Below are 26,712 nucleotides of genomic sequence, written 5' to 3'. Positions count from 1 at the left end.
TGCGAGGCCGCTAAGGCACCGGGCAACTGAGGATATAGTCGAGCACCTCGTCCAAAGATGCGGTCGCCAGCGCGATGCAGGTATCCGCAGCGCCGTAGTACATCTTGATCTTGCCGGTTTCCTTGTCCAACACCCAGCCGCAGGGGAAGACAACATCCTGCACGTCGCCTTCCTTTTCGTAAACCTCCTGCGGACCGAAAATCCATTCGTCGCTGCGGTGGAGCACCTTCAGCGGATCGTCCCGGTCCAGTAGTGCAAGGCCCAAGCGGTAAACCGCACCGGAAGCTGTCTGCCGGACGCCATGGTACATGAGCAGCCAGCCCTCCGGAGTTTCGAGGGGCTGTGCGCAGACGCCCACCTTCCAGCCATCCCACCAGCTTCCTCCGCGGGAATTGATCAGAATATTATGGTCGCCCCAATACCGGAGGTTTTCAGAGCAGGAAATCCAGATGTTCGCACCGCGCTCGATCGGTCGGTGGATCAGCATCCAGCGATTTCCGAATCGGCGCGGAAAAATCGTCGCGTCCTTATCCTCCGGCGGCATGATCGCACCCAGCCGCTCGAAGTGTTCGAAATCCTCCGTCATTGCCATGCTCACAACTGCGCCGGATTTCGAATAGGCCGTGTAGACAATGGCATATTTTTTCAGCTCTGGTATGTAGGTAATGCGTGGGTCTTCAATGCCCCAGGCTTCTTCCGGATGATCCGGGTCCGGTGCCATGGTAGGAGACTTGTCAATAATCCAATTGCTGACGCCGTCGTCACTAACCGCTTTCGTCAAATGGGAGAACCCGCGTCGATCCTCCACGCGGGCAAGCAGCAGCACCTTTCCGTTGAACATCGTTGCCGCCGGGTTGAGCACTACGTTCACCGGATAGGGCCAGTCCTTGGCCGTAAGGATCGGGTTAAAGGGATAGCGCCGGAAAAGTTCTTTGTAAGTATTGTGTCCGGCCCTCAGCCGCGTTTCAAAATGGTTCATTTCATTCTCCTTTCCTTCGTCTAGGCTTCTGTACGAATGGTTAAAAATTACCGGGCCTTACGGTCACTTCATACAGCAACTGTAAAACCCGGTGTTCTGGATCGCTTCATTAAGGTGTTTGTTTGAAGTGCCGCTTTTTCTTTATCAATCCGACTTTCCTTTAATTTATACGTTAGCAAAGCATAAGCCATTCTCACTTGGCACTCGATATTACTGAGTGCTAATATAATTATGTTAACCTGATATTTTGCCGTTGGCAATATTGAAATTTGGCTAATATTCTTGAAATAGAGCTATTATGTTAAATTATCCCAATAAACCTCTTAAAAACTCACGATTTCTTCAATACAATTTATAAAAATGATTTGCAGGCAAAATTTTTCTGAAACAACTCCATGAAAAAAGGTATTGACATTTTTAAAAAGCAGTGCTATATAAAATAATAGAAGGTTAGCACTTGTGGGCTGTGAGTGCTATCCTCTGGATATATAATCAAATAGAAAGCAAGGAGTTGTTGCCTATGATTGCTTTGAAACCCGATGTAATGGGAAGCAACTGTTCTGCTTTCGGATAGCCCTTTCACACGAGAACTTTTCGAGGGCATGTTGCAGTTAGCCCAACATGGAATCATCTTCAAGGCCGAAATGCCGGGTGTTTTGTACAGGGATATCCAATTGGTTATAGGACGGGCTGGTGGGGACTTTTCGTCCGGGATATCCGAAGGAAGTTTCGGCCGACCCACATGTTCAATGCAAACATTGGTCAAATTACACCGCAATGCCGGGAAGCATATCGTCGGTCCCTCCGATATGCTTCCCGGCGCTTTTGTTTGGAGGCCTGATCAGGAATGGAAAGCACCATATTGCTGTTTGACTTCGACGGGGTCTATCGGACGCAAAATTTCTACAGCCGGGAAAAATGCCGATGGATTCATAAAAAACATATGCCCGGAGTCTGTACATATTGCGATCCGCAAGCGCGAAATCAATTGCGCGAGCGTATCAAAGACATAGGCCGGCCGGTACTTGCCTTTCTCGGTTCCGGGAACTACCACTATATAACTTTTTTTCTGGCGGAAAAGATCCGGGAAGATTTTGCACTTGTTTTGTGCGACCATCACAGCGACATGAAGCGCCCTGCCTTCGGCAACCTTCTTTCCTGCGGAAACTGGTTACGGCAGGCTGCGGAACATCTGCCACATCTGAAACAGATCGTTTTGGTGGGCGTGAACGACGCCGAATTGGCTGAACTGCCAAATTCAAAGAAGATAACGCTTTTCCCCGGAGGCACGATTTCCGGGGGCACAAATTGGGTTAGAGAACTGGAACAGGCCATTCTTTATCCGGTCTACTTCTCTGTTGATAAGGACGTATTCAGCAAAAACGCAGCATGGACAAACTGGAATCAGGGTATCATGGAGCTCCACCAGTTTTCGGAGGCTTTCTGCGCGGTTGCCGAAAGCCACAGTGTGGTAGGAATGGACGTCTGTGGGGAATTCCCTGCAATCTATGGAAACCTGTTTGTTTCAAACACGGCAAACCAGAAAAACAATCAGGCAAATCACGAACTGCTGCAATTGTGGAAACGGCATCTCCCCGGCCCGGATTCCGCAAAGCAGAGCGATAATCCGAAATTGCCAAAGGTTCATCGCCGTGAACATAATTTATCTGTAAAATTGTAGGCATATAACGAAAAAATCCCGGAAACCGAAGGGTTAAGCCCCATAGGTACACTTTGTGACCTATGGGGCTTAATGCCGTGTACGGGGAAATATGGACAGATGCCAAGGACAATCCTTACCTGGCTGCTCATATTTATTATTACTTGTTAAGCCTATTTGAAAGAAATCTATTTATATCCACCAAGTATGTATCCAAGGAATGCCAACACTTAAAAAGCCGTCTAAAACGAAAGTTTTAGGCGGCTTCTGCAGTTTAGTAGATAAATATCTATAACCTCAATCTGCAAAAAAGCGCTTGTAAATATTCAGATAAAAGAATATACTATTATCTATCGAAATATAGTCGGCGAGGTGCGAATTATGGAGTTTCTAACAACAAAGCAGGCAGCTCAGCTTTGGGGAATATCTCCCCGCAGAGTGGCAATTCTTTGTGCACAGGGGCGCATTCCCGGTACAGTAAAGGCTGGTAAGACATGGCTCTTGCCACCAGACGCGAAAAAGCCTGCCGACCCGCGTACTGCAAGTCATGAAACAGAGGTGGCAAGATGAAGCCACCAAAGATGCTTGACAATAAACGCAATGGCAACGTTGCAGACGAACTGCGGGAAAATATAAGCAAAGGCTCCAAGCTGTCGGTAATGACGGCCTACTTCACTATCTATGCTTTTGCGGAGCTAAAAAAAGAACTCATGAAGGTGGACGGCGTGCGGATGCTGTTCACTGATCCGGTTTTTGTCAAAAATGAGGAAGAACCCAGCCGTGAATATTACATAGATCATCCTGCAGGACAGGCTCTCTCGGGCAATCAATACGAAATCAAACTGCGTAATGAAATGTGTCAGGCCTCCGTCGCACGGGAATGTGCCCAATGGCTGGAGCGAAAAGCACAGATCAAAATGTTTACATCCCCAAACTCCGCACAGCCGCGCCTTGTGTATATCGACAACGGAGTCGATTCTGTCTCCATCAACGGCACTGTGGATTTTACCACGGAAGGCCTCGGCCTGACTCCGTCCAGCCGAGCGGACAGCAACCTCTGTATGTACGGAAGCGACTGCACAGCACAGTTTCTGAAAATGTTTGACGATCTCTGGAATGATGGCTCTGCGGTTGAGGATATCAAGGACGAGGTGCTCCGGCAGGTGCAGGTGCTCTATAAGGAAAACACGCCTGAGTTCATCTACTTTGTTACACTCTACCACATCTTTAATCAGTATCTGGATGAGCTGTCCGAAGACCACATTATGAAGTCCCGCACCGGTATCAAGGAAACCGAAATTTGGAACAAACTCTATCAATTCCAAAAAGACGGTGCCATCGGTATTATTGAAAAAATCGAGAAGTTCGGCGGCTGTATTCTCGCAGACAGCGTCGGCCTCGGCAAAACCTTTACCGCGCTTGCGGTCATCAAATACTATGAGCTGCGCAACGACCGGGTGCTGGTGTTGGCCCCCAAAAAGCTGCGGGAAAACTGGAGCATTTACACTCTGAATGATCGACGCAACCTTTTTTCTGCTGATCGCTTCCACTACGATGTGCTCAATCACACCGACCTCTCCCGCGAAAGCGGTAAGAGCGGCGACATCGACCTTGCCACGGTCAACTGGGGCAACTATGACCTTGTGGTCATAGACGAGAGCCACAATTTCCGCAACAATCCGCCCGTCAAGGGGCATATCACCCGCTACGAGCGGCTGATGGAAGATATTATTCGCGCGGGCGTTAAAACCCGCGTTCTCATGCTGTCTGCAACGCCGGTCAATAACCGGATGAACGATATCAAGAATCAGATCGCCTTTATCACCGAGGGCAAAAACGACGCGTTTTCCGAGGTGGGCATTCCCAGCATTGAGCACGTTCTGCGCAAGGCGCAGCTGGTGTTTAACCGCTGGTCGGAGCTGCCGGATGAGGAGCGCACCTCCGACACCTTTGTGGAAATGATGGATTTAAGCTACTTCAAGCTGCTGGATACCATCACCATCGCCCGCAGCCGCAAGCACATTGAAAAATACTACAACATTGCGGAGATCGGTCAGTTCCCCAAACGCCTGCCGCCGAAAAACCTCTATTCTGGTGTGGACAGTAAAAATGAATTCCCGCCTATCGGCGACGTCAACACGATGATCAAGCGCCTGACCCTCTGCGTCTATTCACCTCTGGCCTATCTTCTGCCGGAAAAGCGCGCGGAATACAGCAAGCGCTATGACGCTCAGGTGGGCAGCGGCGTCTTTAAGCAGATCGACCGCGAAAGCAGCCTGGTCAACCTCATGCGCGTGGGTATCCTCAAGCGCATGGAAAGCTCCATTCATTCCTTTTCTCTGACGGTAGACAAGATTCTGCACGGCATCGACCACGCCCTATCCCTTGCCGACAGCAAAATGCTGTCCGAACCGGCAGATGTCAGCATCGGCGACATTGATCTGGATGACCCGGAGCTTGACGATCTGGCCGTGGGCAAATCAGTCAAAGTGCTGCTGCAGGATATGGATCTGATCCGCTGGAAGGACGACCTTTTGAGTGACCGCGCAAATCTGGAACAGATTTTGCAGATTGCCCGTCAGGTGACGCCTGACCGGGACGAGAAGCTCTCCGACCTCAAGACGCTGATTTCCGATAAGGTGAAAAACCCCCTCAACGGCGAAAACCGGAAGCTGGTTATTTTCTCCGCCTTTGCGGATACCGCCAACTACCTGTATGAAAACTTGACGCCCTTTTTGTCCGGGCTCGGTCTGACTGCTGCCATGGTGACCGGCAGCGGCGATAATAAAACCACGCTTAAAATTCCATCTGGCCAGCGCGGCCGGGTGAAAATCAGCGACCTCAACACGGTGCTGACCCTGTTCTCCCCGCGTTCCAAAAACAAGGAGAAGATATTCCCGGATGTGGCCGGCGAAATTGATGTACTGATCGCCACCGACTGTATTTCCGAAGGTCAGAACCTGCAGGACTGCGACTATCTCATAAACTACGACATCCACTGGAACCCGGTGCGCATTATCCAGCGCTTTGGCCGAATCGACCGCATCGGCTCCACCAATCAGGTCATCCAGCTGGTCAATTTCTGGCCTATGCAGGACTTGGACGAATACATCAACCTGCAGCAGCGGGTGCAGGGGCGCATGGTGCTGCTGGATGTTTCCGCCACCGGCGAAGAAAATGTCATCGACGAGGGCAGCCGTGAGATGAAGGACTTGGAGTATCGCCGCAAGCAGCTCAAGAGCCTGCAAAACCAAGTGGTGGATCTGGAAGACATCTCCGGCGGTATTTCCATCACGGATATGACCTTCAATGACTTCAAAACCGACCTGATGGGCTATCTCAAAGACCACAAAAAGGAGCTGGCGCAGGCGCCTTCCGGGATGTACGCCGTGGCGCAGATTCCGACCGAACTGCAAGGCGAGCTGTCCCCCGGCGTGATCTTTACCCTGCGGCAGGTACACGGTGCGGCGCAGACACGGGAGCAGAACGCGCTGTTCCCCTATTATCTGCTCTATGTCACGCAAAGCGGCGAGGTGAAGCTCTCTTTCCTCCACGCCAAAAAGATTCTGGATGCTTACAAAAAGCTCTGCTCCGGGCAAGGCGAAGTGCTCACGGAGCTGGCGGCGCAGTTCAACGCCGAAACTCAGGACGGCAGCAACATGAAAGCCTACTCTGCGCTGCTGGAGACCGCCATTGAAAATCTGGTGGGCAAAAAGCAGGAGATCGGCGTGGCCAGCCTTTTCAGTAAGGGCGGCACTTCTCTGCAAAAAGCACTAAATGATGGCATGGATGATTTTGAACTGATTACTTTCTTGGTTCTGAAATAGGGTGATTGCTTGGATATCAGAAATTTGCTGGTGGGTTTTTTAGATGTCCCTAAAGAAGTGATTTCAGGTGTTCCCATAACGAGAACCGACTTTGAGAAGTATGCAAATATCCATGGCAAAAAATTGTATGACCTTGCTGCAAATATTGCAAAGGCACAAGTGTTGTATAATCTTACGCCAGAAAAAGCGCAAAAGATTCCGGTTACGTGCGATGAATACGATTATCCTGAAATACAGGTAATCCAGGTGAAAATGAAATTCCAAAAGTTTTATCGTAATCAGTTTAATGAGTTGATGCGCCCAATTTTTGCTGCAATACCATATCCGATTGTCATTATAGCTGTTTGTAATTCTTATACGATACCTGTTATTCGCATATCTATGAGCAATTTCCATACAGGGAAAAGAGAAGACTGGAGAAATATTCAAGACGCTATTTTTAGTACAGACTGGTGCTATCTAAATGGTAATGATAGGGCTTTGAATTATTTGCGGCAAGAGATGTCAAGAATTTACAATTCAAGCGCGGATCTGAGACAAATCTATGTAGGCTGGCGTAACACTATTGTCAACATTCCGTATAATTTGTTCGATTTTCAACTAAACAAATCTGAAAGAGTATTCCTTGTTCAAGAATTAAGAAAAGAGAGCAGGGCAATGGAAAACAGGCGATTAAAGTGGTACTAAAGCAAGGGAGTGAAACCATGTACGACGCGCTGCATATTCCTGCCGCCTGCAAGGTGGATAATGTTATTTATAAGAAGCTGTTTTATGAAAACGGCGTGCTCTCGGCGGCGGATAAAAAGCTGTTTTCCGAGGGGATTGATAAAATCACATGGCGGTATTCCCTCAAGCCCGACAACTGCTTTGTAAAACCCTACAAGGACGCGACGCGGGAGTATGGCGAGGTGGAGCTCATCGAAGTGGCGCTGACCCGGCAAGCCGGCGAACGACGCATTGCCGAGATCATCATGCGCACCATCCCGTACCCCATGCTGCTGGTGCTGCAGTGCGAAAACCAGACGCAGCTTTGGGCGGCGCACCAGCGCAGCAGCCAGAACGACAGCGAGAAAAACGTGCTGGAGGAGCCGGTCTGCACCGGGTGGATGGACAGTGCGGAGTTTGGAGAGTTGAGTGTGGAGTTGGACTTCCAGACGCTGCGGCACGGGAACTTTTATGAGCTGTACAGCGACTTGGTGGACAGGATTTCAATTCATAATGCACGAGAGTTAATGCATAATTCACAATGCATAATTCATAATTGCGAGAACTTGACCGGCGAGCAGGCGCGGGAGCTGCTGGCAAAGCGGCAGGCCACGGAAGCCAAAATCGCCGCCCTGCGTGCGGAGCTGAAAAGAGAAACCCAGTTTAACCGGAAGGTTGAAATCAATATGGAGATTAAGATATTGGAGAAAGAGAGGCAGACCTTATGAAAAGAAAATCAAGGATTGGTAATGAAAAGTTTTTGATTGCTTCATTTTTCATAGCGTTGCCTATTATTGTAGCAGCATGCACAGGATATCTTTGTCGAAGCTCTTTTTGGTACGCCTACATGGGTTACTGTGGCACTACATTTTTAGGATTTGTAGCTTTTTTTCAAAACGAACTGAGAAATAAAGATGATGCCGATCTAAATGCTGCCGATACTCTATGTCCATTTTTGGAGGTATCGAAAATTATCGGAAAGGACAAAAAAGAGGCAGTATTTGAAGATAATCATTATGTAGCTGTAAATTCAAAGTCAGCCAAAGTGTTTGTTAGGAATATTGGTCAAGGAATCGCAAGTGGGCTCACTTATGAACCTAAGATGTATTTGGGAGGGCGGCCCACCATACGCATCAAGGACGATGAGACAAAATGTTATTCAGTGCAGGCTGGGGATGTTTTGGAAATTGCGCTCTCGGTTGCTGGTACTGAAAAGAACATTAATAAATTGATGGAACAAGAAATCTTCTATCAAAATATAATTGGCTATAGGTATAGTCAAATAATTACCTACAAATTAGTAGAAGAATTTGATCAAACAGATGAAGAAGAATGTAGCAGAACCGTAAATCTATACATCTACAATATGAGTAGCCAGAAACGGCTGGGTATGGAGGATAAGAAGAAATGACAAAACTTAACGGGCAATCCGAGGATATATTGAAGGACAACATTGCGGCGCTGCGGGAGCTGTTTCCGGAGGTTTGCTGCGAGGGCAAGGTGGATTTTGACAAGCTCAAGCAGGTGCTGGGCGAGTACACCGACGACAGCGCCGAGCGGTATAACTTCACTTGGAACGGCAAGGGGCAGGCGCTGCGGCTGAGCCAAACGCCGTCCATGGGGACGCTGCGCCCCTGCAAGGCGGAGAGCAAAAACTGGGACGACACCCAGAACCTCTATATCGAGGGCGACAATCTGGAAGTGCTCAAGCTGCTGCAAAAGAGCTACCACGGAAAAGTGAAAATGATATACATAGACCCGCCCTACAACACCGGCAATGACTTTGTGTATCCGGACGATTTTTCCGACAGTCTGGAAAACTACAAGGAGATCACCGGTCAGGTGGACGCCGAGGGACGCAAGGTCAGCACCAACACCGAGGCCAACGGCCGCTACCATACCGACTGGCTGAACATGATGTACCCCCGGCTAAGGCTGGCAAGAAACCTACTGACCGATGACGGCGTTATTTTTATTAGCATTGATGATAATGAAGATGAAAATATGAAGAAACTATGTGGTGAAGTGTTTGGCGAGTCAAATTTCTTGGCACAAGTCATTTGGGAACGCGCATATTCTCCGGTAAATTTGAAAAAGCACTTTTCTGAGAGCCATGACTATATCTTGTGCTATGCAAAAAATGCAGAAGTCGCAGTCTGCAATGGATTGCCCCGCAGCGATGAAGCAAACGACAGGTATGATAACCCTGATAATGACCCACGCGGACCCTGGAAGTCAAGTGATCTGTCTGTCGGACCCGCTATTGCTTCTAAAGTATACGAAATCACAACACCAAGTGGGCGGCGTGTTTTGCCTCCAAATGGTTATTGCTGGCGGTTAGATAAAGGGAGATTCAAAGAATTTGTAGATGATAATCGGATTTGGTTTGGAAGTGACGGGAATAACGTTCCATCAATCAAGCGGTTTTTATCAGAAGTTAAACAAGGCATAACCCCAATGACAATTTGGAAATACGCGGAAGTTGGGCACTCGCAAGATGCGGCTCAAAAATTGAAGCAGCTATTTGACGGTATAGCTTTGTTTGATTATCCAAAATCAGTAGGGTTAATTGAGCGTTGTGTTCAACTCTATTCAGATACGGGCTCCATCATTCTCGACTTCTTCTCCGGTTCTGCCACCACCGCCCATGCCGTTATGCAGCTCAACGCCGAGGATGGCGGCAACCGCAAATACATCATGGTGCAATTGCCGGAGCTCTGCGCCGAGGGAACGGAAGCCGCCAAGGCCGGTTACAAAAATATCTGCGAAATCGGCAAGGAGCGCATTCGCCGCGCGGGCGAGAAAATCAAAGCCGAGGTTGAGGAGCAGAACGCCCAGCTCAAAATCGGCGAGGAGCCGAAAAAGGTACCGGACATCGGCTTCAAGGACTTCAAGCTGGACACCTCCAACCTGCGCAAGTGGCAGCCGGACGCGGACGATTTGGAGCAGAGCCTGTTTGACAGCATCAGCAACTATGTGGATGGCCGCTCCGAGCTGGATGTGGTCTATGAAATCATGCTCAAGATGGGCCTTGACCTGACATGGCCGCTGGAAACCCGCACCTACGGCGGCAAAAACGTCTATGCCATTGGCATGGGCGCGCTGATGATCTGTCTGGACGACCATATCACCCCCGACGTGGCAGAGGGCATGGTGGCGCTCCACAAGGAGCTCGCCCCGGAAACCTGGAAGGTCGTGTTCAAGGACAACGGCTTTGCCGACGACAGTGCCAAGGTCAACATCAAAGAAATCCTCAAATGCGCCGGCCTCGACGAGGACGCATTTACGACAGTGTGAGGTGAGGATGATGGATGTTTATCCGATGCTGTGTGAAAATTACAACGGAATGTCTCAAAGCTTTTATGCTCAATACAAGGATGCAACAGAATATCTAAAATCTCTTAAATGCGGTTCTTGGGATTTGATTTCACATACATATGATGAAAATGAAAAATACTGCACTGCACAATCAATGCGGTTACATTCAGCTATTGCAGCCATTGTGTTTCAGGCACTGTCAATTGAAGCATTTGTGAATTTATATGGAACTCAAAAGGTTGGAAATGATACTTTTTATAGCAAGTATGATTTTAAGGGTGCAACGACTCTTGGAAAACTAAAGTCTATTTGTAAAGATGTTCTTGGCAAGTGTTACCCAACAGGCAACAAAGCCTACTCTCGACTTGATTCGCTGATGAAGAAAAGAAACGATATTGTCCACACAAAACCCCATCCAGTTTCAATAGTTCCAACATCAGAAGTTCCAAACTATACAGACCTAATGTATCAAACTGAGTTTGTATTTAAGAATATTGATGATGAGATGCTTAGTTATAGCACTCTTAAAGAAACGCTTATGGCGTTAGAGGGCAAGGAGACAGACTTTATTCAAGAAAATTACAATGAAGCTATGGATGCTTGCAGTAAGGCAGTGGTAGAAATGTTTACCAAAGCTTTATTTCCAAACGGAGGTGACCACGAATGAAACTTCAATTTGACGCGAACCTCCAATATCAGGAGCAGGCGATTTCCTCTGTGGTCGACCTCTTTCGGGGCCAGACGCCCAAGCAGTCCAACTTCACCGTATCCGCCTACGCCGGGCAGGTCGGCATGGAGGACACGAACCACGGCATCGGCAACAAGCTGGAGCTGACCGAGGATGAGCTTCTCGCCAATTTGCAGGCGGTGCAGTTACGCAACGGCCTGCCCCAGACCAAGGCGCTGAAAAAGAATACATACGATTTCGACGTGGAGATGGAGACCGGCACCGGCAAGACCTATGTGTATCTGCGCACCATTTTCGAGCTGAATAAGGCCTACGGCTTTTCCAAGTTTGTTATCGTGGTGCCCAGCATCGCCATCAAAGAGGGCGTCTATAAAAACCTGCAAATCACGCAGGAGCATTTCGGCAACCTCTACGACAACACGGTATACGACTACTTCATCTACGACAGCAACAAGCTGGAGCAGGTGCGCTCCTTCGCCGTCAGCGATCATATTTCCATCATGGTCATTAACATTGACGCGTTCCGCAAGAGCTTTGACGACCCGGACAAGGAAAACAAAGCCAACATCATCCACCGCCAGAACGACAAGCTCAACGGTATGCGCCCCATCGAGCTGATTCAGGAAACACGCCCCTTTGTCATTGTGGACGAGCCGCAGTCGGTGGAGGGAAATGGTGCGGTGGCATCCAAAAAGGCCATGGCGTCGCTGAACGCCCTATGTACTCTGCGCTTTTCCGCCACCCATGTGGTAAAACACAATCTGGTCTATAAGTTGGACGCGGTGGACGCCTTTGACATGGAGCTGGTGAAGCAGATCGAGGTGGCCAGCTTTGAGAGCGTGGACTATCACAACAACGCCTACATGAAGCTGCTGAGTGTGGACAACAAAAAATCGCCCATTACGGCGAAAATTGAGCTGGACTGTGAAGTGAAGGGTGCGGTCAAACGCAAGAGCGTGACTGCGCGCGCCGGGGACGATTTGCAGCAGCTCACCGGCGGCCGCGAGGTCTATGATAACTACCTTGTGGATGAAATCTACTGCGAACAGGGCAACGAATATGTCAGCTTTTCTACCAAGCCCACGATTCTGCGCATCGGCGAGGCCGTGGGCGACATTGATGACCTTGCCATTAAAGAGCAGCAGATCCGCAAGACCATTGAGGAACATCTGAACAAGGAACTGGCGCTGAACCATCGCGGCATCAAGGTGCTGAGCCTGTTCTTTATCGACCGAGTGGCAAACTACCGCTATTACGACGAGAACGGCAATGCCTGCAAGGGCCCTTATGCCGTGATTTTTGAGCGCAGCTACAAGGAACTGATTGCCCGCCCCAAATATCGCACCCTGTTTGAGGATGTGGACGTGGATACCCCGGTGGAAAAGGTACATGACGGATACTTTTCTATAGATAAAAAGACAAAACAATTTAAGGACAGCAAAGAAGATAAAACCGGAAATATCCGCGCAAATGCTGATGACGAAACGGCATTTAATACGATTATGCGGAATAAGGAATGGCTGCTTTCTTTTGAATGTCCCCTGCGCTTTATCTTTTCTCACTCCGCCCTGCGTGAGGGCTGGGACAACCCCAATGTGTTCCAGATCTGCACGCTGAACGAAACCAAGAGCGATGTGAAAAAGCGGCAGGAGATCGGGCGCGGTCTGCGCCTGTGCGTCAATCAGAACGGTGAACGCCAGCACGGCTTTGCCATTAACACGCTGACGGTCATGGCAAACGAGAGTTACGATGTTTTTGCCAAGAAGCTGCAAAGCGAGTATGAAACCGACGAGGGTATTCGTTTCGGCGTGCTGGAAAGCCACAGCTTTGCCAATATCCCGGTCAAGCAGGCCGATGGCAGCGCTGCCTACCTCGGTGCGGAAAAATCGGAGCTTATCTATCATGCGTTCAAGGCTTGCGGCTATATCGACGGCAAGGATCAGGTAACGGATACGCTGAAGACAGCGCTGAAAAGCAACACGCTTACCGTGCCGGAAGCAGTCGCCGAGCAGCGCGACGCCATTGCGGCAGTCTGCAAGAAGGCCAGCGGCAACCTGAATATCAAGCCGGCGGCGGACAAGCGTGTGGTAGCGCTGAACAAGGAGCTGTTTTTAGGCGAGGATTTTAAGGCCCTGTGGGAAAAGATCAAGTATAAAACCACCTACCGGGTGGACTTTGATTCCGAAGAATTGATTCAAAAATGCTGCGACAATCTGCAGATGAACCTGAATGTGGGCGCGGCCAAGCTGGTGTATTCCAAGGCGAAGGTCAGTGTGACTGAGGGCGGCGTAGCCGCAGCCGAGACGCAGCGGCTTTCGGTGCTGGCGGCAGATGTCAAGGAAAACCTGCCGGACATTGTGACCTATCTGCAAAACCGCACCAACCTGACCAGACGTACTATTGTGGAGATTCTCACCCGCAGCAAAACGCTGCCGCTGTTCAAGAAAAACCCGCAGGCATATATGGAGGATGCCGCCAAAACGATTGCCTCGGTAATGCGCCTGCTGATCGTGGACGGCATCAAGTATACGAAGCTGGGAGACAGTGAGTTCTATGCCCAGGAGCTGTTTGATTCTGAGGAACTGACCGGCTATCTGAATCGGAATATGATTGAGAGCCAGCGCAGCGTATATAACTATGTGGTCTACGACAGCGAGGTGGAGCGCAGCTTTGCCGAACGTTTCGAGGGCAACGAGAGCGTCAAGGTCTACGCCAAGCTGCCGGATTGGTTCAAGATCGCCACCCCGCTGGGCAGTTACAACCCGGACTGGGCGGTGGTCATCGAGGACAACGGGCAGAATAGGCTATACTTCGTAGTAGAGACAAAAGGCAATATTCTGGCTGATGCTCTGCGACCCACCGAGAGTGCGAAGATTCGCTGTGGCGAAAAACATTTCGCAGCGCTGGGGCAGGGAGCCAAATTTGTTAAAGCTGATGATTACGATAAGTTTGTTGAAAATTATGTGCAATAAATCCACAAACCGATAGCTATTCCTTGCTTCCTGTGGTATTGTGTCTTGCTAAAGGAGGGCGAGGCACATGGAAAAGATACTGGAATCGCTGTACGACCAATTCTATGAGAAGACGAAACTGGCGGCGCTGCAGGCATCGGTGGAGGCAAATCATAATCTGCTGCGGCTGCGGCTCGGAAAGCCGGAACGAAAGCTGGTGCTGCGGCTTATCGATGATGAGACCGCCATCGCAAACGCGGTGTCACTGGACAGCTTTCTCTGCGGATTTGAATTGGCGTGGAAGCTGACAACTGAATTAAACCATCTGGAACATGAGCGTTCCGCTTTGACTGACGAGGTCGAGCGGAGCGCTCATTTTGTATTGGAAGAAGGAGAAAAGGTATGAAAAGAATTGTTGCAGTCGTCGTGATACTTGCCGCCTGTGGGGCGCTGTACGCCCTTGTGTGGCCGCAGCGCAGCACTGGCGAGAAAGTATCCGCCGAGGTCGTTTCCAGCGCAATTTCTGCAGAAGAAGTCGGGACGAAAGCGCCGTCCGAACCCACGGCTGATATGCTTGAACTGCCCACGGAACCAACGGCAGAGAAAGAAAAGCAGCTTGATGGCGATGCACCCACTCCGGCGCCGAAATCGAGACAGGCTCCAACGCTCGCAACTTCCATCACAACAGTTGCGGATAATGGCGATCCCTACCACACCGATGTCTACCCGGAAAATGTCTATTCGGAAGAATATCTCTACGATAGCGAGGGTAACCTTATCGGCAAAAAGACTACCTATCCAACTACCTTTGGCCCGGACACAATCTGGATTGACGGTCATGCTTACTACGACGTTCCCGGCTTCGGCCTGATCGAATGGAGCGGGCCAAATCAGCGGACGGAGGACTACACCATGTACGAAAACGGCAACAAGGTGGGCATCATGGGCGGCGAGGACGAAACGCCGACGCACATCTCCACACCAGCACAACCTGACGACTGCCAGGAGCCGACCGGCGAGGTCATCGACCAGAGTATCAATGGCGTACCGGAGAAAAGCGGTACCCCACCCGACTACAAGCCGGACACCACGCCGCCGGATGATCCGAATGCGAGGATCATGGATTGAATACCACTGTGAGAATCAGTGAGTCAAGATGGCCCACTGATTTCTTTATCTGGACGTCAATGGGCCTGCGACAACAGTTATCACAGGCCCATCGTAAATATTAGACGATCTTTTTATATTTGCCTTTGCGCCGGTTCTGCGCTTCTCCTGCGTGGTCACGGCCGCTACTTTTGTTACGCCTCATACCATGCGCCCTGCGGCGTGGAATAGTCCTCATCAGCGTCGTACTCCCGAACGGCTCTGTGAACAGTCGCCTCTGCCAGTGCATACGGATTCGGATACTCGCGCATGAGCTTTTGCAGTTTCCCGAGCGCCCGGACACGCGCCTTCTCCACCCCGTCGGTTTTCATGAAGTGATACATGGCGATCTCGTCCAGCGGTGCCCGCGCGTAGCCGAACACGCCGTAGCACTTGCCGAGAATGTCCTGCTCCTTCTTGGACAGCTTTTGGAACAGCCCCTGCAGGTACTCATGCCGAAACTTTTTGCGGAGAGCTGTATCAGGCGGATCAAGCGTGGTTTGCTCCGCAATGTAGTCGTAGACGTCGTCACCGTAATCACCGCTGTCGTCGTCATCGTCATGGTGCGCAAGGTCATAGACGGAGAGAAAGTGCGTCGCGTATTTGATATGCTTCGCGGCCAGCCACAGGGGAATGTTCAGCTCGGACGCAATCTCATCCACTGTCATTCTTTGGACATGGTACAGCTCCTGCGCTTTTCGCACCAGCGTCATGCTGCCCCGGTCAATGGCCAGTGTGCCCATGCTGGATTCCAGATATCGCCGCATGGCGCCGTCGATAAACGGCACGGCATAGGTGGTCAGCATTCCCTTGGAGGGGATGTATCCGCCGCCGCAGGTACATTCGATGAATGCAGCCATCCCCTCACTCTCCAGATCGGAGAGCAGCTCGATCGTGTAGGCCGTGGGATTCCCCCGGTCATTGAAGCGATAGCAGTTATAGAGAAAAGCAATTCTCTCGGCGCGGTCATGGATCAGTCCCCGATTCTGTTCACACAGGGCATCCTGAGCCGAGCAATCTCCCTCCGCATAGCGCGTCATCAACTCCTCGTTAGTTACGCCGAGCTTCATGGCGCGCCGTCCTTTTTCGGCCTGCCGCGGGGCTTCGCTTTCCGCGTGATGCCGCAGCGGGTGTAGACAGACTCGGAGGATACCTCACGCTCAAAATCATCCAGCGAAAGGTCGCTCCGGCGCAGCGCGTCGTAGAGCGCGTCCCGCACAGTATCCTTGGCGATGCGGGCCTCCTCACGGGTAATGACCTCCCGGCGCATATCCTTGGTGATGCGTTCAAAGGCTGTGAGCTTGACGCGCAGCTTGGGGATATCCCGCGCAAGCTCCTTCTGCACCTCATGGGTTCCGAACTGCCGGCAGGTAAAGCGACTGTCGTAGGGACTGGTTCCCTCACAATAGAGCGCGTGGGCCCCGCCCTTTAACATGAAATAATTCCCGCAGACCTTGCAGCGGAGGATGTTCCTGCCGGCGTTCAGCGCGTGCATATAATCCGCTTTCAGCACCGCCTGTATGCTGTCGGTAATCTGCTCCTCGCAGATGGCGAAGTGCCCGTCCGCCATCTCCCGCGGGACATAGGAGAGCGCGTAGCGGTCATGGGTCGTGTAGCAGTCGGTGCCGTGGGTCAGCGGCGTGACGATATATTTCTGCACAAAGCGCGGCTCGGTGTAAAAGTCGTGCAGGGCGGCGGCATAGTTCTCCGGATCGTTTTTCAGCAGGTGCGAAACCAGATGCTGAATGAAGTTCTGGATAGTGGTGTTGAATACGCGGATGTCGTGGAGATACCGCTCATAGCGGGTAAGCCTGTGCTGAAAGTCCTCCCACTGCCACGGCGCGAGGAGCGCAAACAGCTTCCGACGGCGCAGAAGCGCATCCAGCGCGTCCAGCCCACAGTCATCCTCCGCTGCCTGCGCTCGCTTGAACGTATCAGCCATGACGGCATACTCGTCCGGCGTGAGATTGAGGATGTCCACAGTCAGCTCACCGGCGCGCAGCAGTGTACCGTTTAGTTCGATGAGATCGTCGTGGGTATAGAAAACAATGTCGCCGTCCATAGCCGCCTCCGTTATTTGTCCTGCCTGTTATTTTAATTGTCCTTGCCTTCTATAAGACTACCATATTTTTCGACACAATCATAGTAGAGGGGCGAAGAAATTCGCTCCTACTTTTTTTGAAAGGACGAACAATCAATGAAACAGGATCTCAAGCTCATCTCCATGAGCGACGTGCAGGCGGAGGAGGTGAAGTGGCTGTGGTATCCGTATATCCCGCTGGGAAAGGTAACGATCATTCAGGGCGACCCAGGCGAGGGCAAGACTACCTTCGTGCTGGCGATGATTGCGCTGCTCACGCGGGGCGAGCCGCTGCCGGAGCGCGATACGGCGGCGGAACCCATGAGCGCAATCTATCAGACGGCAGAGGATGGATTGGCGGATACCATCAGGCCGAGGCTGGACTCGTTTGGGGCAGACTGTTCCCGCGTGCTGGTCATCGACGAGAGCAGAAAAGAGCTAACGCTCAGTGACGAACGGCTGGAGGCCGCCGTGAGAGAAACCGGCGCAAGGCTGATCGTGCTCGACCCGCTGCAGGCCTATCTCGGCAGCGATGTGGATATGCACCGCGCCAACGAGATACGCCCCATCTTTAAGCGGCTGTGCGCCATGGCGGAACGGACAGGCTGTGCGGTCATCCTCATCGGGCACATGAACAAGATGCAGGGGCAGAAGGCCTCGTATCGCGGTCTCGGCTCCATCGACTTCCGCGCGGCGGCGCGAAGCGTTTTGGTGGTGGGCAGGCTGAAGGATGAGCCGCACATCCGTGTTGTCGCTCACGACAAGAGCAGCCTCGCGCCGGAGGGCGCGTCCATCGCGTTCGAGCTTGACCCGGACACCGGCTTCCAGTGGAAGGGCTGCTGCGACACGACGGTGGAGCAGCTTCTATCCGGCAGCGGCACAGTGCAGACCAAGACGATGCTGATGGAGGATGCCCTTCGGGAACTGCTCACCCAACCAACGCCTGCGGAGGAAGTGCAGAAGCGAGCATCGGAGCTGGACATCTCTCAGCGGACGCTGATGATTGCGAAAAAGAATCTCGGCGTGATTTCCGAGAAGCAGGGCGAACGCTGGTACTGGCGGATGCCCGGTCAAGGATGTAAGGATGTAACGGTTTAAGGAGGCTGCATCCTTGCATTCTTCTTTTCTCTGCATTTTGCCATTGCCAAAATTGAAGCCCAGCGCAGCGGGTTCGATTTTGAGAGGAGGAGCAAGAAAGCGGACGAGAAATGCCCACCCTCGCAGGGCGTTTCAAGTTGAAGCGGACTTTGCTCCGACGAGGGTGGGGCGAGCAGAGCAGGCGTATATACGCCTGCGCCTCGCCTGTTTTCGGGCAGAAGCCCGTGCCCACTTTCGGATGCGGGGAACGACAATTGATAAGAAGGAGAACGCTTGAATGAAAGACAAATTTGAAACCTTCAGGGCCTGTGAAAAGGAACGGCAGGCGCTAAAGACTCTGGCACGAAAAGCAAATATGAGCAAGTCAGATTTCATCCGGCACGCGATTTTTAACAAGGAAATCGTTGTGATCGATGGTCTCCACGAGCTCACAAGGGAACTGAAAGCCATCGGCAACAACCTGAACCAGCTGACTGTACGCGCCAACATGGGACAACTCCGGGCAGTCGATCTGAGTGAAACCAAGGATGCTCTCGGCGGTATCTTCGACAGGCTCACCGCACTGTGCAGTGGGAGTGCGGCTCCGTTGGTAGCGGAACCGCAAACGGAGCCGGAACAGGCAGTTAAATGTGAGCCGACACCTTCTCCAATCGTAGTTGACCGCCGCCGCCAGATGATGGAGCTGTTCGGAATCTCGGAGGTACCGCATGGCAACCGTTAATTACATCCCCTACAAAAAACAGTCCGCTTTCACCCTGCGCGGCGTGATCGGGTATGTCTGCCAAAAGAGCAAAACGCTTCTGCCGGATGGCCCCCGCCTCATCACCGGACAGAACTGTTGTACGGAAACGGCGATCTCAGAGTTTCTCTCCACCAAGGCACAGTACCAAAAGACCGGAGACGTTCAATTTTACCATTACACCCAAAGCTTCAAGGTGGGAGAAAACATCTCTCCGCAGACTGCGCATGAGATCGCCTGCGAGTTCGCTCGGAAAAATTATCCGGACTATGAAGTCCTCATCGCTACGCATACCGACGCGCCCCACATTCACTCGCATCTCATCATCAACTCCGTGAGTTTTGAGAACGGACGAAAACTGCATCAGGCCCCGGACACGATTCGCAGGCTGCGGCTGTCCTCCGATGAGATCTGTCAGGCGCACGGCTTTGAAATACTGCCCACCTATACCTTCGGGCGCAGCAAAACACCGAGCCGTGCCCAGCGCAGGGCGCAGGCACGGGGCAACAGTTGGAAGGATAAGCTCCAGCAGACCATCGATGACGCCATGGCCAAAAGCAAAACCCGCGAGGATTTTATTTTCAATATGGAGCGCCAAGGATACTTCGTCAAGTGGTCGGACACCCGCAAAACCATCACCTACACCTGCCCCAACGGAAAACCCTGCCGTGACGACCGGTTGTTCGGAGAGCGATACTCCAAGACCAACATGGAGTTGGAGTTCGATTACAGAGAGCAGAAAAAAGAACCGGAGAGAGCCACCGGCTGGGAATGGCAGCGTGATGCGCTGAAGCCAAAGCCTGCGCCGGTAGTCGATGCACCTGCGCCCAGACAGGGCAGAAAGCTCACGGACGAGATTCTGCACCACGCCAAATATCTGGAGCAGGGCGTCAGCGAGGACGACGAACTGGAAGCCATCACCGAGCTGGCCGCACTTACGGCGCTGTCCTTCGCAGGCGTGTATCTGCTGCTGGACGCCATCGCCAACGCTGACCATGAGCAGATCAACGACCAAAACTTAAATGATTTTATTGATGAACTGAAGCAGGAACCGGAAAACTGCATCGACTACGAGGACGCGCAGGAACAGTTCGGTTTCACCATGACCATGATGTAAATGATACAGCCGAATATGGCAGAAAGGATTTTTATGAGAACTGAATATGAGGAATACAGAGATACAGGAATGCTGGGTGGTTACCGCCCGGAACGCGCCGTGCTGCGGGACGACGGCAATGGCTCGGTCGCCACAAGCTTCCGAGATACCGCGTACTGGCTAAAAGACGATCACGCGGTCAGTGAACGGCAGATGCTCATCGGCGGGAAGGTCTTTCAGGTGACCTCGGTGTTTCCGACAGAGGTCAGCGCAACCCCCACGGACAAGCTGCTGTCGCTCATCGACGCAGACCTTGCAAAAGAAGCTCACAGCGCCTGATGTTCCAATAGACTTGTGCAAGCTGGTGCGGTATACTGTGCGTACCCCGTACCGGCTTGCCCCGATATGAAGGAGGTTAAAAATTATGGCAAGCCAAAAATATAATTTACTCTACGGCAGACTCAGTCAGGAGGACGAGCGCCAGGGCGAGTCCAACTCTATCCACAACCAAAAAATATTCCTCGAAAAGTACGCCGAGGATAACGGCTTCGACAACACCATTTTCCTCGCTGACGATGGCTACTCCGGCACCAACTTCGAGCGTCCCTCGTGGAAAAAGATCATTGCCATGATTGAGCGAGATGAGGTTTCCACACTCATCGTCAAGGATCTCAGCCGTCTGGGCCGCGAGTATTTGCAGGTGGGTCAGTACACGGAACTATATTTTCCGGAAAAGGGCGTGCGCTTTATTGCCGTCAACGACGGTGTGGATTCTCTGGTTGAGAGCAGCAACGATTTCAATCCCATCCGCAACTGGGCCAATGAGCTTCATGCCAAGGATACCAGTAAAAAGGTTCGCTCGGTGAAAAGAATGCAGGCAGAACGCGGCGAGCGTCTGGGCGGTAAAGCGCCCTACGGCTACAAAAAGAAGGCCGCCGACACCAAGGACATCGTTCCGGATGAGGAAGCGGCGGCGGTGGTCAAACGCATCTTCGACCTGTGCGCCTCCGGCAAGGGACCCAGCCAGATTGCCCGCATCCTCACAGCGGAGCAGGTGCTGACGCCGGCGAACTATTATTACCGCAAAACCGGCGCGTCCCATGTCGGGCTGGACACCACAAGACCGTATGCATGGTGCGGCAGCAGCGTGACCGGCATTCTCGACAACAAGGTCTATCTCGGGCATATGCCGGGGCTGCGCACCACCTCACTGTCCTACAAAAACAAGAAGCTCATCCGCAAACCGGAAAGTGAGCAGCTGCTTGTGGAGAACACCCACGAGGCTTTGATCACACAGGGGCAGTGGGACATCGTGCAGGATGTGCGCATGCATAAAAAGCGCACGCCCAAGCACATGGACGCGCCGAATATGTTCTCCGGCCTTGCCTTCTGCGCCGACTGCGGTAAGCCCATGGTGCTGTACAGGGCAAGCACGATCAAGGAGTCGCAATACTGCTTCAAGTGCTATACCTACGGCAAGCGCGGCAAGGCGGAATGCTCCCCGCACCATATCCGAGAGCAGGATCTCATGCAGGTGGTGCTGGATGACCTGCGCCGGATCACGCATTTTGCGCGGCTGAAGGAGCGGCAGTTCGCGGCCTACATCAACCAGAAAAACACGCTGGAATTGCGCAGGGAGATGAACTCGCTACAACAAGAGCTGGACACCATGCGCCGCAGAAGCGGCGAGCTCTCCGCCCTGTTTAAGCGCCTCTATGAGGACAATGTTCTCGGTCGCGTGACCAACGAGCAGTTCCGTATGCTCTCCGCCGACTACAATGCCGAGCAAAAAACGCTGGAGGGATCCATCCCGGAGAAGGAAGCACGGCTGGAAAAGCTGAAAGCATCGGCAGCTAATGTGGACGCCTTCATTGAAAAGGCAAAGCGCTACACCACCATCGACGAGCTGACCCCGGAGCTGGTGCGATTGTTTATTCAGCGCATTGAAATTGGAGAGCGCTCAGTTAAGTATTCCCACAGTGCCATGCAGAGCATCAAGATCGTTTACCGCGACATCGGCGCTATGGACAGTCCAATGCAGCCCGGCGAGCAGGAGCCGCACATCGCACCGGCAATCAGGAGCGAAGAAGACATTATCCGGCTGTTGGCATAAACAGCGTTAGGGCGGGCAGCTCCCGCTGCCCGCCCCTTTGCATAAGGTGTGGTCATAAAATGTCCCTATGAACGCTAACCGAACGGTTTTCGGGATTTTTGTTGCCGTTTCAACAGGCTAGGGGTATTCGCTCATTTGGAGGGCGCTGGACTAGCAGTAAAGAATCAGCGATCCAACCCTTCTTGTTTCCGCCAGAGAAAATACTCGTCTAAACTTTTCTTCGGTAAAGCGAAGCATTTCAAATACGAATGATCCGGCGGCGCTTGGCGACCGGGATCGTTCGTAAAGCAGTAGGTAATAAGCGGCCTGTCCGAAAACGGGCGCTTATTTTTTCAGAATAGTAGCGACCTGCGAATATTTGTAATCTTCATTCCACTGGGCATAAGCGCTGTCGGAGCGGTGATCGGTCAAATCATAGTTTTGCGCCAGGTAATCACCGAAATAAGTGCCGACCTTATAGGCTCCCCAAAGATTCAGATGGCCGGAATTGTTCATATCGTTGGCAAAGTCAATACCGATATCTTCAGCCAGATCATACAGGTCCAGAAAAGGAATCTGATTGCTTTCTGCATAGTCTGCCACTGTATTAAACAGCGCCTCGCAGTCATTGATCCAGCCGCTTTGCTGATTCGGTCCGCTGTAATCGCAAGGCATATTCACCAGTATCAGCTGAAAGTCTTCCGTTTTGGAAAGTTCGATAATCTTATTCAGATATTCCAAAGACTTTTGAGGAATGTCAATCCGGCTGTCCGTATCTTCCCATTTTGAAATCGGCTTCCCGTATTTATCCGTACCGGCCACAAACCCCTTAGTATAATAAACAGAAGAACAATCGAAACCAAAATCCTTCCACTCCAGCGACGACCACCGAAAATGATATTTTAAGACGGGAAAAAGATACGAAATCCGGTCTTCCGGGGGAGTGCAGTTCCAAATGGCGTCCAGCTTGTTAAACGAGAATTTCATATTGTCAATCGCATTGCTCACCAACCCCCGTTCCCCATATTGATTCGTCATTCCAAGGTAAAAAACATCCAGAACCACAATCGGGTGCTGATGTTTTTTCAGGACATCTTTCAACAAGTAATATGTAACGTTAATCGGCTGACCGCCGGTGGCATAATTAAAGCTGGTAATTCCATGCTGTTTCCAAAGCACGTTGGGATCCATGCCTCCGTTCATATGGCTTGAGCCCATAAAAACAACATCATACTGGTCATCGGACAAATAAAGTCCTTCTTTCAGCTTACCCATATGCTGCGTTTTGTACACAAAAACAGGGCTGATCAAGCCGAAGATAGTAAACAGCAAAACCAGAAAAAGGATACCTTTTCGTATGAATCTTTTCAAAGCACATACCCCATTAAAACTGAAAATAGATAAAATTTTGTGCACTATATTCCGACCCGTACACCCCGAACAACACAAGAATAAGCACCGCAGCCAAATAAGCTGTCCAACGCACAACAACGTTTTTACGCATGAAAGCCATCCTCAAATCGATCCGTTTTTTCAGAATATCCACCAACAGGACGATCGCTACACCCAGAATCGCCGCAATAAACTCCGGCTCCGTCAATCCAAGTTGGAAGAGTGCTCCGTTCCAAAGTACGACCGGGTCAAACTGGAACATATTTCCGATTAGCAAAAAGGCATTCTCCATGGTATCCGCACGGAAGAAAATCCATGCAAAATTGACGAGCAGAAAGGTGATGGCTATCTGTGCGATACGATATGCGAAAGAATGTTTGTTGATCCTCAGCGCTTCCTGCGCACGCTCTTTATGCGGCTTCAGCAATAGACCGATGTCCTAGTAGATTCCATGAAGCAGTCCCCAAAACAGGAACGTAAGGGACACGCCGTGCCAGAAACCGCAGACCGTGAACACAATCAGCACATTCAGGCAGCGGCGAAACTTCGAGCATCGGCTCCCGCCAAGGGGAAAATAAAGGTAATCGCGGAACCACGTGCTCAGGGAAATATGCCATCTGCGCCAAAACTCCTGAATCGACTTTGCAAAATACGGGCAATTAAAGTTTTCCGCCAAATGGAATCCCATCATTTCCGCCGCACCAATTGCAATATTGGAATAGCCGGAAAAATCGCTGTAAATCTGAAACGTATAAAAAAGGCTGGCCAAAACAGATTCCAATCCATGGTATTTAGCCGGATTTTCATATACCGTATTGACCAGAATTGCCAGGCGGTCCGCTACTACCATTTTCTCAAAATATCCCCACAGCATGCGAAGGACGCCCTTTTTGACACCAATATAGTCAAAGGGATGATCCTCATCGATCTTTTTTAAAAAATCCTTTGATTTTTGGATTGGCCCCGAGATTAAAGTCGGGAAAAAAGAAACAAACAAGGCGTATTTGCCAAGATGGGCTTCGGGCTCCACATCACCGCGGTAGACATCGATTGTATAACTCAGTGACTGAAACGTATAGAAGGATATCCCGACCGGTAAAATCAAATGAACCGCTTCGGTAGCAACACTAAACCCGAACAGAGCTAGCAGGTGGGAGTATGTCTTACGTAAGAAATCCGCATATTTAAAAGCCACCAAAATTCCAATATTGAACAACAAACTGAGTGCAACAATCAACTTCTTATATTTAGGATTTCCTGTTCCGCTGTTTACCCGTCCGATCAGCAGCCCACTACTATAGGTCACCACAGTAGAGGCAATTAAGAATATGGCGTACACCGGACCGGAAAAAAAATAAAAGACGTAACTGGCCACAAGCAAACAAGCCCATTGATACTGGTGTGGAATTTCATAATATACGAATACTGTAACAAAAAGTAAAACGAGAAAACCGATTGAGACAAAGGACAACGCCCTACCCTCCAAATCACTAATCGATAAAGTTTAAGTCGATATAATTGATGAACCTTGTATATTAAAGCACAAAACATAAACTTTTTGTTATCATTTGTAATATTATGTTACTAATTTGTAATATTGAATACAATATTTTGATCTCTTCGCATTATACATCTATTTTAAAAAAGACATCCTCACCTTCATTTTTATGTTCGTTCAGCCACAATAATAAATGGCTTGTTACAAAGAAAAGGTATCCCTTTCGGCGCTTTGCTCCGAAAGGGATACCTTTCAAATATTAAAAACTATTTCTCCGTTGCCACCTGTGTGGCATGACCGGCTTTGCTCGTGTCCTTCGCATACTCCATCAGAGCAACAGCTATAAAGATGGCATTTTACAAAGTTCCCAGAATCAAAAATAGCATGTTGCTTTCAGACTACTATTCATTAAAACGTATAGCCTTATGCAAGCGTTGGAATTGCTTACATAAGGCTATTTTAACATACCGTTCTTTATGCGGCCTGATAATGATTAACGCAAACCGATCCATCTTTACGACGAACTGATTCGCGTTAATCTTGCATTGGTGGAGCATAGCGGGATCGAACCGCTGACCTCTACACTGCCAGTGTAGCGCTCTCCCAGCTGAGCTAATACCCCGTTTACTCGTGACTGTTTTGAAACAGCTTTGTTATAATATCATATTTTTAAGAACATTTCAAGTGCTTTTGTAAAAAAATAAAAAATTTCTAAGATCTATCTCAATAACACATTTACTCTGCGGCACATATACTGTAAAAGCGGGCATGGAAGGAGGATTTCATTATGGAAATGTCTGTAATTCAAAAACTGCAAACATATATTAACGCGGAAGAAAACGATGCAACACTATATAAAGAGCTTGCTAAAATAGCACCAAGCGAAACGGATCGTCAGCTCCTGATAGAATTTTCAGAAGACGAGCAATCCCATGCGGACGAATTCAAACGGATCTATCGCGCTATGACAGGGAGGAGCTATAACCCCATCGTTCAACCGATTGTATTGAAAAATCCTTATTATGATATTTTAAGGGACAGGGTATTGGATGAAAGCGGGGATTTCCGCAAATATGGTGAACAGTATCTGCTGACCACCCAAAACGACACATTGAAAAACGCCTATTACCGAGCCAAGATGGATGAAAATGTTCATGCTTTACGATTACTGTATTTAATCAGCCTGCAGCATTCATCTTAATGAGAATTGCTCTCAATGTTGTGTCCTTTAGCAATTACGAAAAAGTAGTGAATAAAATCCTATAAAGTTTTTCCATCCACATTGGCCGGACTTTTTAAATTTCAGGTGCAGAAAGCACGGATTGACCTGCCCGCCAAGGCATCCTTATCCGCCGGGGGCTCCTCCCCCACCAAGGCCTCACCGTCCCCCAATTCAGCCAAGGCCTCCTCGCGAATATTAAACAAAGCGGAACGGAAACGTCC

At 50.5% G+C, this 26,712-nt stretch carries 23 protein-coding genes and 1 tRNA gene; 17 read left to right on the top strand and 7 right to left on the bottom strand.

What is annotated here, in order from left to right; translation table 11 throughout:
• Positions 1 to 10: 10 nt before the first annotated feature.
• Entirely contained in the window at positions 11 to 979 is a 969-nt protein-coding gene (locus tag CAGA_RS02275) for a glycoside hydrolase family 130 protein (protein WP_135657276.1), read from the bottom strand.
• 847 nt (positions 980 to 1,826) lie between these two features.
• On the opposite strand from CAGA_RS02275, the gene CAGA_RS02270 reads away from it, so the two are divergent.
• The 11 genes from CAGA_RS02270 to CAGA_RS02220 all read left to right on the top strand — a co-directional run bounded on the left by CAGA_RS02270 (position 1,827) and on the right by CAGA_RS02220 (position 15,256).
• On the top strand, positions 1,827 to 2,660 hold the full coding sequence (locus tag CAGA_RS02270; RefSeq protein WP_135657275.1) for an arginase family protein: 834 nt from the start codon (positions 1,827 to 1,829) through the stop codon (positions 2,658 to 2,660).
• 360 nt (positions 2,661 to 3,020) lie between these two features.
• Positions 3,021 to 3,209 (top strand): helix-turn-helix domain-containing protein, encoded by a 189-nt coding sequence (locus tag CAGA_RS02265; protein WP_135657273.1) that lies wholly within the window; start codon positions 3,021 to 3,023, stop codon positions 3,207 to 3,209.
• Complete coding sequence (locus CAGA_RS02260) at positions 3,206 to 6,466, top strand: helicase-related protein (protein ID WP_135657271.1); 3,261 nt, start codon at positions 3,206 to 3,208, stop codon at positions 6,464 to 6,466. The genes CAGA_RS02265 and CAGA_RS02260 overlap by 4 nt, the downstream gene beginning before the upstream one ends.
• Before the next feature lie 9 nt (positions 6,467 to 6,475).
• On the top strand, positions 6,476 to 7,153 hold the full coding sequence (locus CAGA_RS02255) for a DUF4391 domain-containing protein (RefSeq protein WP_135657269.1): 678 nt from the start codon (positions 6,476 to 6,478) through the stop codon (positions 7,151 to 7,153).
• The gene (locus CAGA_RS02250; RefSeq protein WP_243112909.1) at positions 7,144 to 7,899 is read left to right on the top strand and encodes a DUF4391 domain-containing protein; all 756 of its coding nucleotides are present in this window, start codon (positions 7,144 to 7,146) and stop codon (positions 7,897 to 7,899) included. The genes CAGA_RS02255 and CAGA_RS02250 overlap by 10 nt, the downstream gene beginning before the upstream one ends.
• A complete protein-coding gene (locus CAGA_RS02245) occupies positions 7,896 to 8,582 on the top strand; it encodes a hypothetical protein (protein WP_135657267.1) in 687 nt (228 codons plus the stop codon). The genes CAGA_RS02250 and CAGA_RS02245 overlap by 4 nt, the downstream gene beginning before the upstream one ends.
• On the top strand, positions 8,579 to 10,468 hold the full coding sequence (locus CAGA_RS02240) for a site-specific DNA-methyltransferase (protein ID WP_135657265.1): 1,890 nt from the start codon (positions 8,579 to 8,581) through the stop codon (positions 10,466 to 10,468). Before CAGA_RS02245 ends, CAGA_RS02240 begins: the two co-directional genes overlap by 4 nt.
• 7 nt (positions 10,469 to 10,475) lie before the next feature.
• Positions 10,476 to 11,156, top strand: coding sequence for a hypothetical protein (locus CAGA_RS02235; protein WP_135657263.1), 681 nt, complete (start codon positions 10,476 to 10,478; stop codon positions 11,154 to 11,156).
• The gene (locus CAGA_RS02230) at positions 11,153 to 14,149 is read left to right on the top strand and encodes a type III restriction-modification system endonuclease (protein WP_135657261.1); all 2,997 of its coding nucleotides are present in this window, start codon (positions 11,153 to 11,155) and stop codon (positions 14,147 to 14,149) included. Before CAGA_RS02235 ends, CAGA_RS02230 begins: the two co-directional genes overlap by 4 nt.
• 67 nt (positions 14,150 to 14,216) lie before the next feature.
• Complete coding sequence (locus tag CAGA_RS02225; RefSeq protein WP_207669528.1) at positions 14,217 to 14,534, top strand: hypothetical protein; 318 nt, start codon at positions 14,217 to 14,219, stop codon at positions 14,532 to 14,534.
• Positions 14,531 to 15,256, top strand: a complete 726-nt coding sequence (locus CAGA_RS02220; RefSeq protein ID WP_135657259.1) for a hypothetical protein — start codon at positions 14,531 to 14,533, stop codon at positions 15,254 to 15,256. The genes CAGA_RS02225 and CAGA_RS02220 overlap by 4 nt, the downstream gene beginning before the upstream one ends.
• 173 nt (positions 15,257 to 15,429) lie before the next feature.
• Here CAGA_RS02220 and CAGA_RS02215 read toward each other — a convergent pair whose 3' ends face one another.
• Both CAGA_RS02215 and CAGA_RS02210 read right to left on the bottom strand, forming a co-directional pair.
• Complete coding sequence (locus CAGA_RS02215; RefSeq protein ID WP_135657257.1) at positions 15,430 to 16,344, bottom strand: sigma-70 family RNA polymerase sigma factor; 915 nt, start codon at positions 16,342 to 16,344, stop codon at positions 15,430 to 15,432.
• Positions 16,341 to 17,255, bottom strand: a complete 915-nt coding sequence (locus CAGA_RS02210) for a DUF6076 domain-containing protein (protein ID WP_135657254.1) — start codon at positions 17,253 to 17,255, stop codon at positions 16,341 to 16,343. Before CAGA_RS02210 ends, CAGA_RS02215 begins: the two co-directional genes overlap by 4 nt.
• A 216-nt stretch (positions 17,256 to 17,471) precedes the next feature.
• Between CAGA_RS02210 and CAGA_RS02205 the strand changes: the two genes are divergently transcribed.
• From CAGA_RS02205 to CAGA_RS02185, 5 genes are all read left to right on the top strand, one after another.
• Positions 17,472 to 18,452 (top strand): AAA family ATPase, encoded by a 981-nt coding sequence (locus tag CAGA_RS02205; protein ID WP_135657250.1) that lies wholly within the window; start codon positions 17,472 to 17,474, stop codon positions 18,450 to 18,452.
• A 277-nt stretch (positions 18,453 to 18,729) separates the two neighbouring features.
• Positions 18,730 to 19,173 carry a plasmid mobilization protein gene (locus tag CAGA_RS02200; protein WP_135657247.1) on the top strand — a complete coding sequence of 148 codons (444 nt, stop codon included), beginning with the start codon at positions 18,730 to 18,732 and terminating at the stop codon, positions 19,171 to 19,173.
• Positions 19,160 to 20,308, top strand: a complete 1,149-nt coding sequence (locus CAGA_RS02195) for a relaxase/mobilization nuclease domain-containing protein (protein ID WP_135657245.1) — start codon at positions 19,160 to 19,162, stop codon at positions 20,306 to 20,308. The genes CAGA_RS02200 and CAGA_RS02195 overlap by 14 nt, the downstream gene beginning before the upstream one ends.
• Before the next feature lie 33 nt (positions 20,309 to 20,341).
• Positions 20,342 to 20,626, top strand: a complete 285-nt coding sequence (locus CAGA_RS02190; RefSeq protein WP_135657243.1) for a hypothetical protein — start codon at positions 20,342 to 20,344, stop codon at positions 20,624 to 20,626.
• An 85-nt stretch (positions 20,627 to 20,711) separates the two neighbouring features.
• The gene (locus tag CAGA_RS02185; protein ID WP_135657241.1) at positions 20,712 to 22,400 is read left to right on the top strand and encodes a recombinase family protein; all 1,689 of its coding nucleotides are present in this window, start codon (positions 20,712 to 20,714) and stop codon (positions 22,398 to 22,400) included.
• A 324-nt stretch (positions 22,401 to 22,724) separates the two neighbouring features.
• Here the strand turns inward: CAGA_RS02185 and CAGA_RS02180 are convergent, their stop codons facing one another.
• The 4 genes from CAGA_RS02180 to CAGA_RS02170 all read right to left on the bottom strand — a co-directional run bounded on the left by CAGA_RS02180 (position 22,725) and on the right by CAGA_RS02170 (position 25,891).
• Positions 22,725 to 23,750 carry a hypothetical protein gene (locus CAGA_RS02180; protein ID WP_135657239.1) on the bottom strand — a complete coding sequence of 342 codons (1,026 nt, stop codon included), beginning with the start codon at positions 23,748 to 23,750 and terminating at the stop codon, positions 22,725 to 22,727.
• Positions 23,751 to 23,763: 13 nt separating this feature from the next.
• Positions 23,764 to 24,198: an MBOAT family O-acyltransferase gene (locus CAGA_RS12780; RefSeq protein ID WP_243112908.1), complete on the bottom strand. Its 435-nt coding sequence runs from the start codon at positions 24,196 to 24,198 to the stop codon at positions 23,764 to 23,766.
• 12 nt (positions 24,199 to 24,210) lie between these two features.
• Positions 24,211 to 25,242, bottom strand: a complete 1,032-nt coding sequence (locus CAGA_RS02175; RefSeq protein ID WP_243112907.1) for an MBOAT family O-acyltransferase — start codon at positions 25,240 to 25,242, stop codon at positions 24,211 to 24,213.
• A gap of 573 nt (positions 25,243 to 25,815) precedes the next feature.
• Positions 25,816 to 25,891: transfer RNA gene (locus CAGA_RS02170), tRNA-Ala, on the bottom strand.
• Positions 25,892 to 26,056: 165 nt separating this feature from the next.
• Here CAGA_RS02170 and CAGA_RS02165 point away from each other — a divergent pair.
• On the top strand, positions 26,057 to 26,470 hold the full coding sequence (locus CAGA_RS02165; RefSeq protein WP_135657237.1) for a ferritin family protein: 414 nt from the start codon (positions 26,057 to 26,059) through the stop codon (positions 26,468 to 26,470).
• The last annotated feature ends 242 nt before the right edge of the window (positions 26,471 to 26,712 follow it).

This window comes from Caproiciproducens galactitolivorans (assembly GCF_004768785.1).
Taxonomy (GTDB): domain Bacteria; phylum Bacillota; class Clostridia; order Oscillospirales; family Acutalibacteraceae; genus Caproiciproducens; species Caproiciproducens galactitolivorans.
Note: the sequence above shows the minus strand (reverse complement) of the source record. Positions and strands in the feature narration are given on the sequence as shown.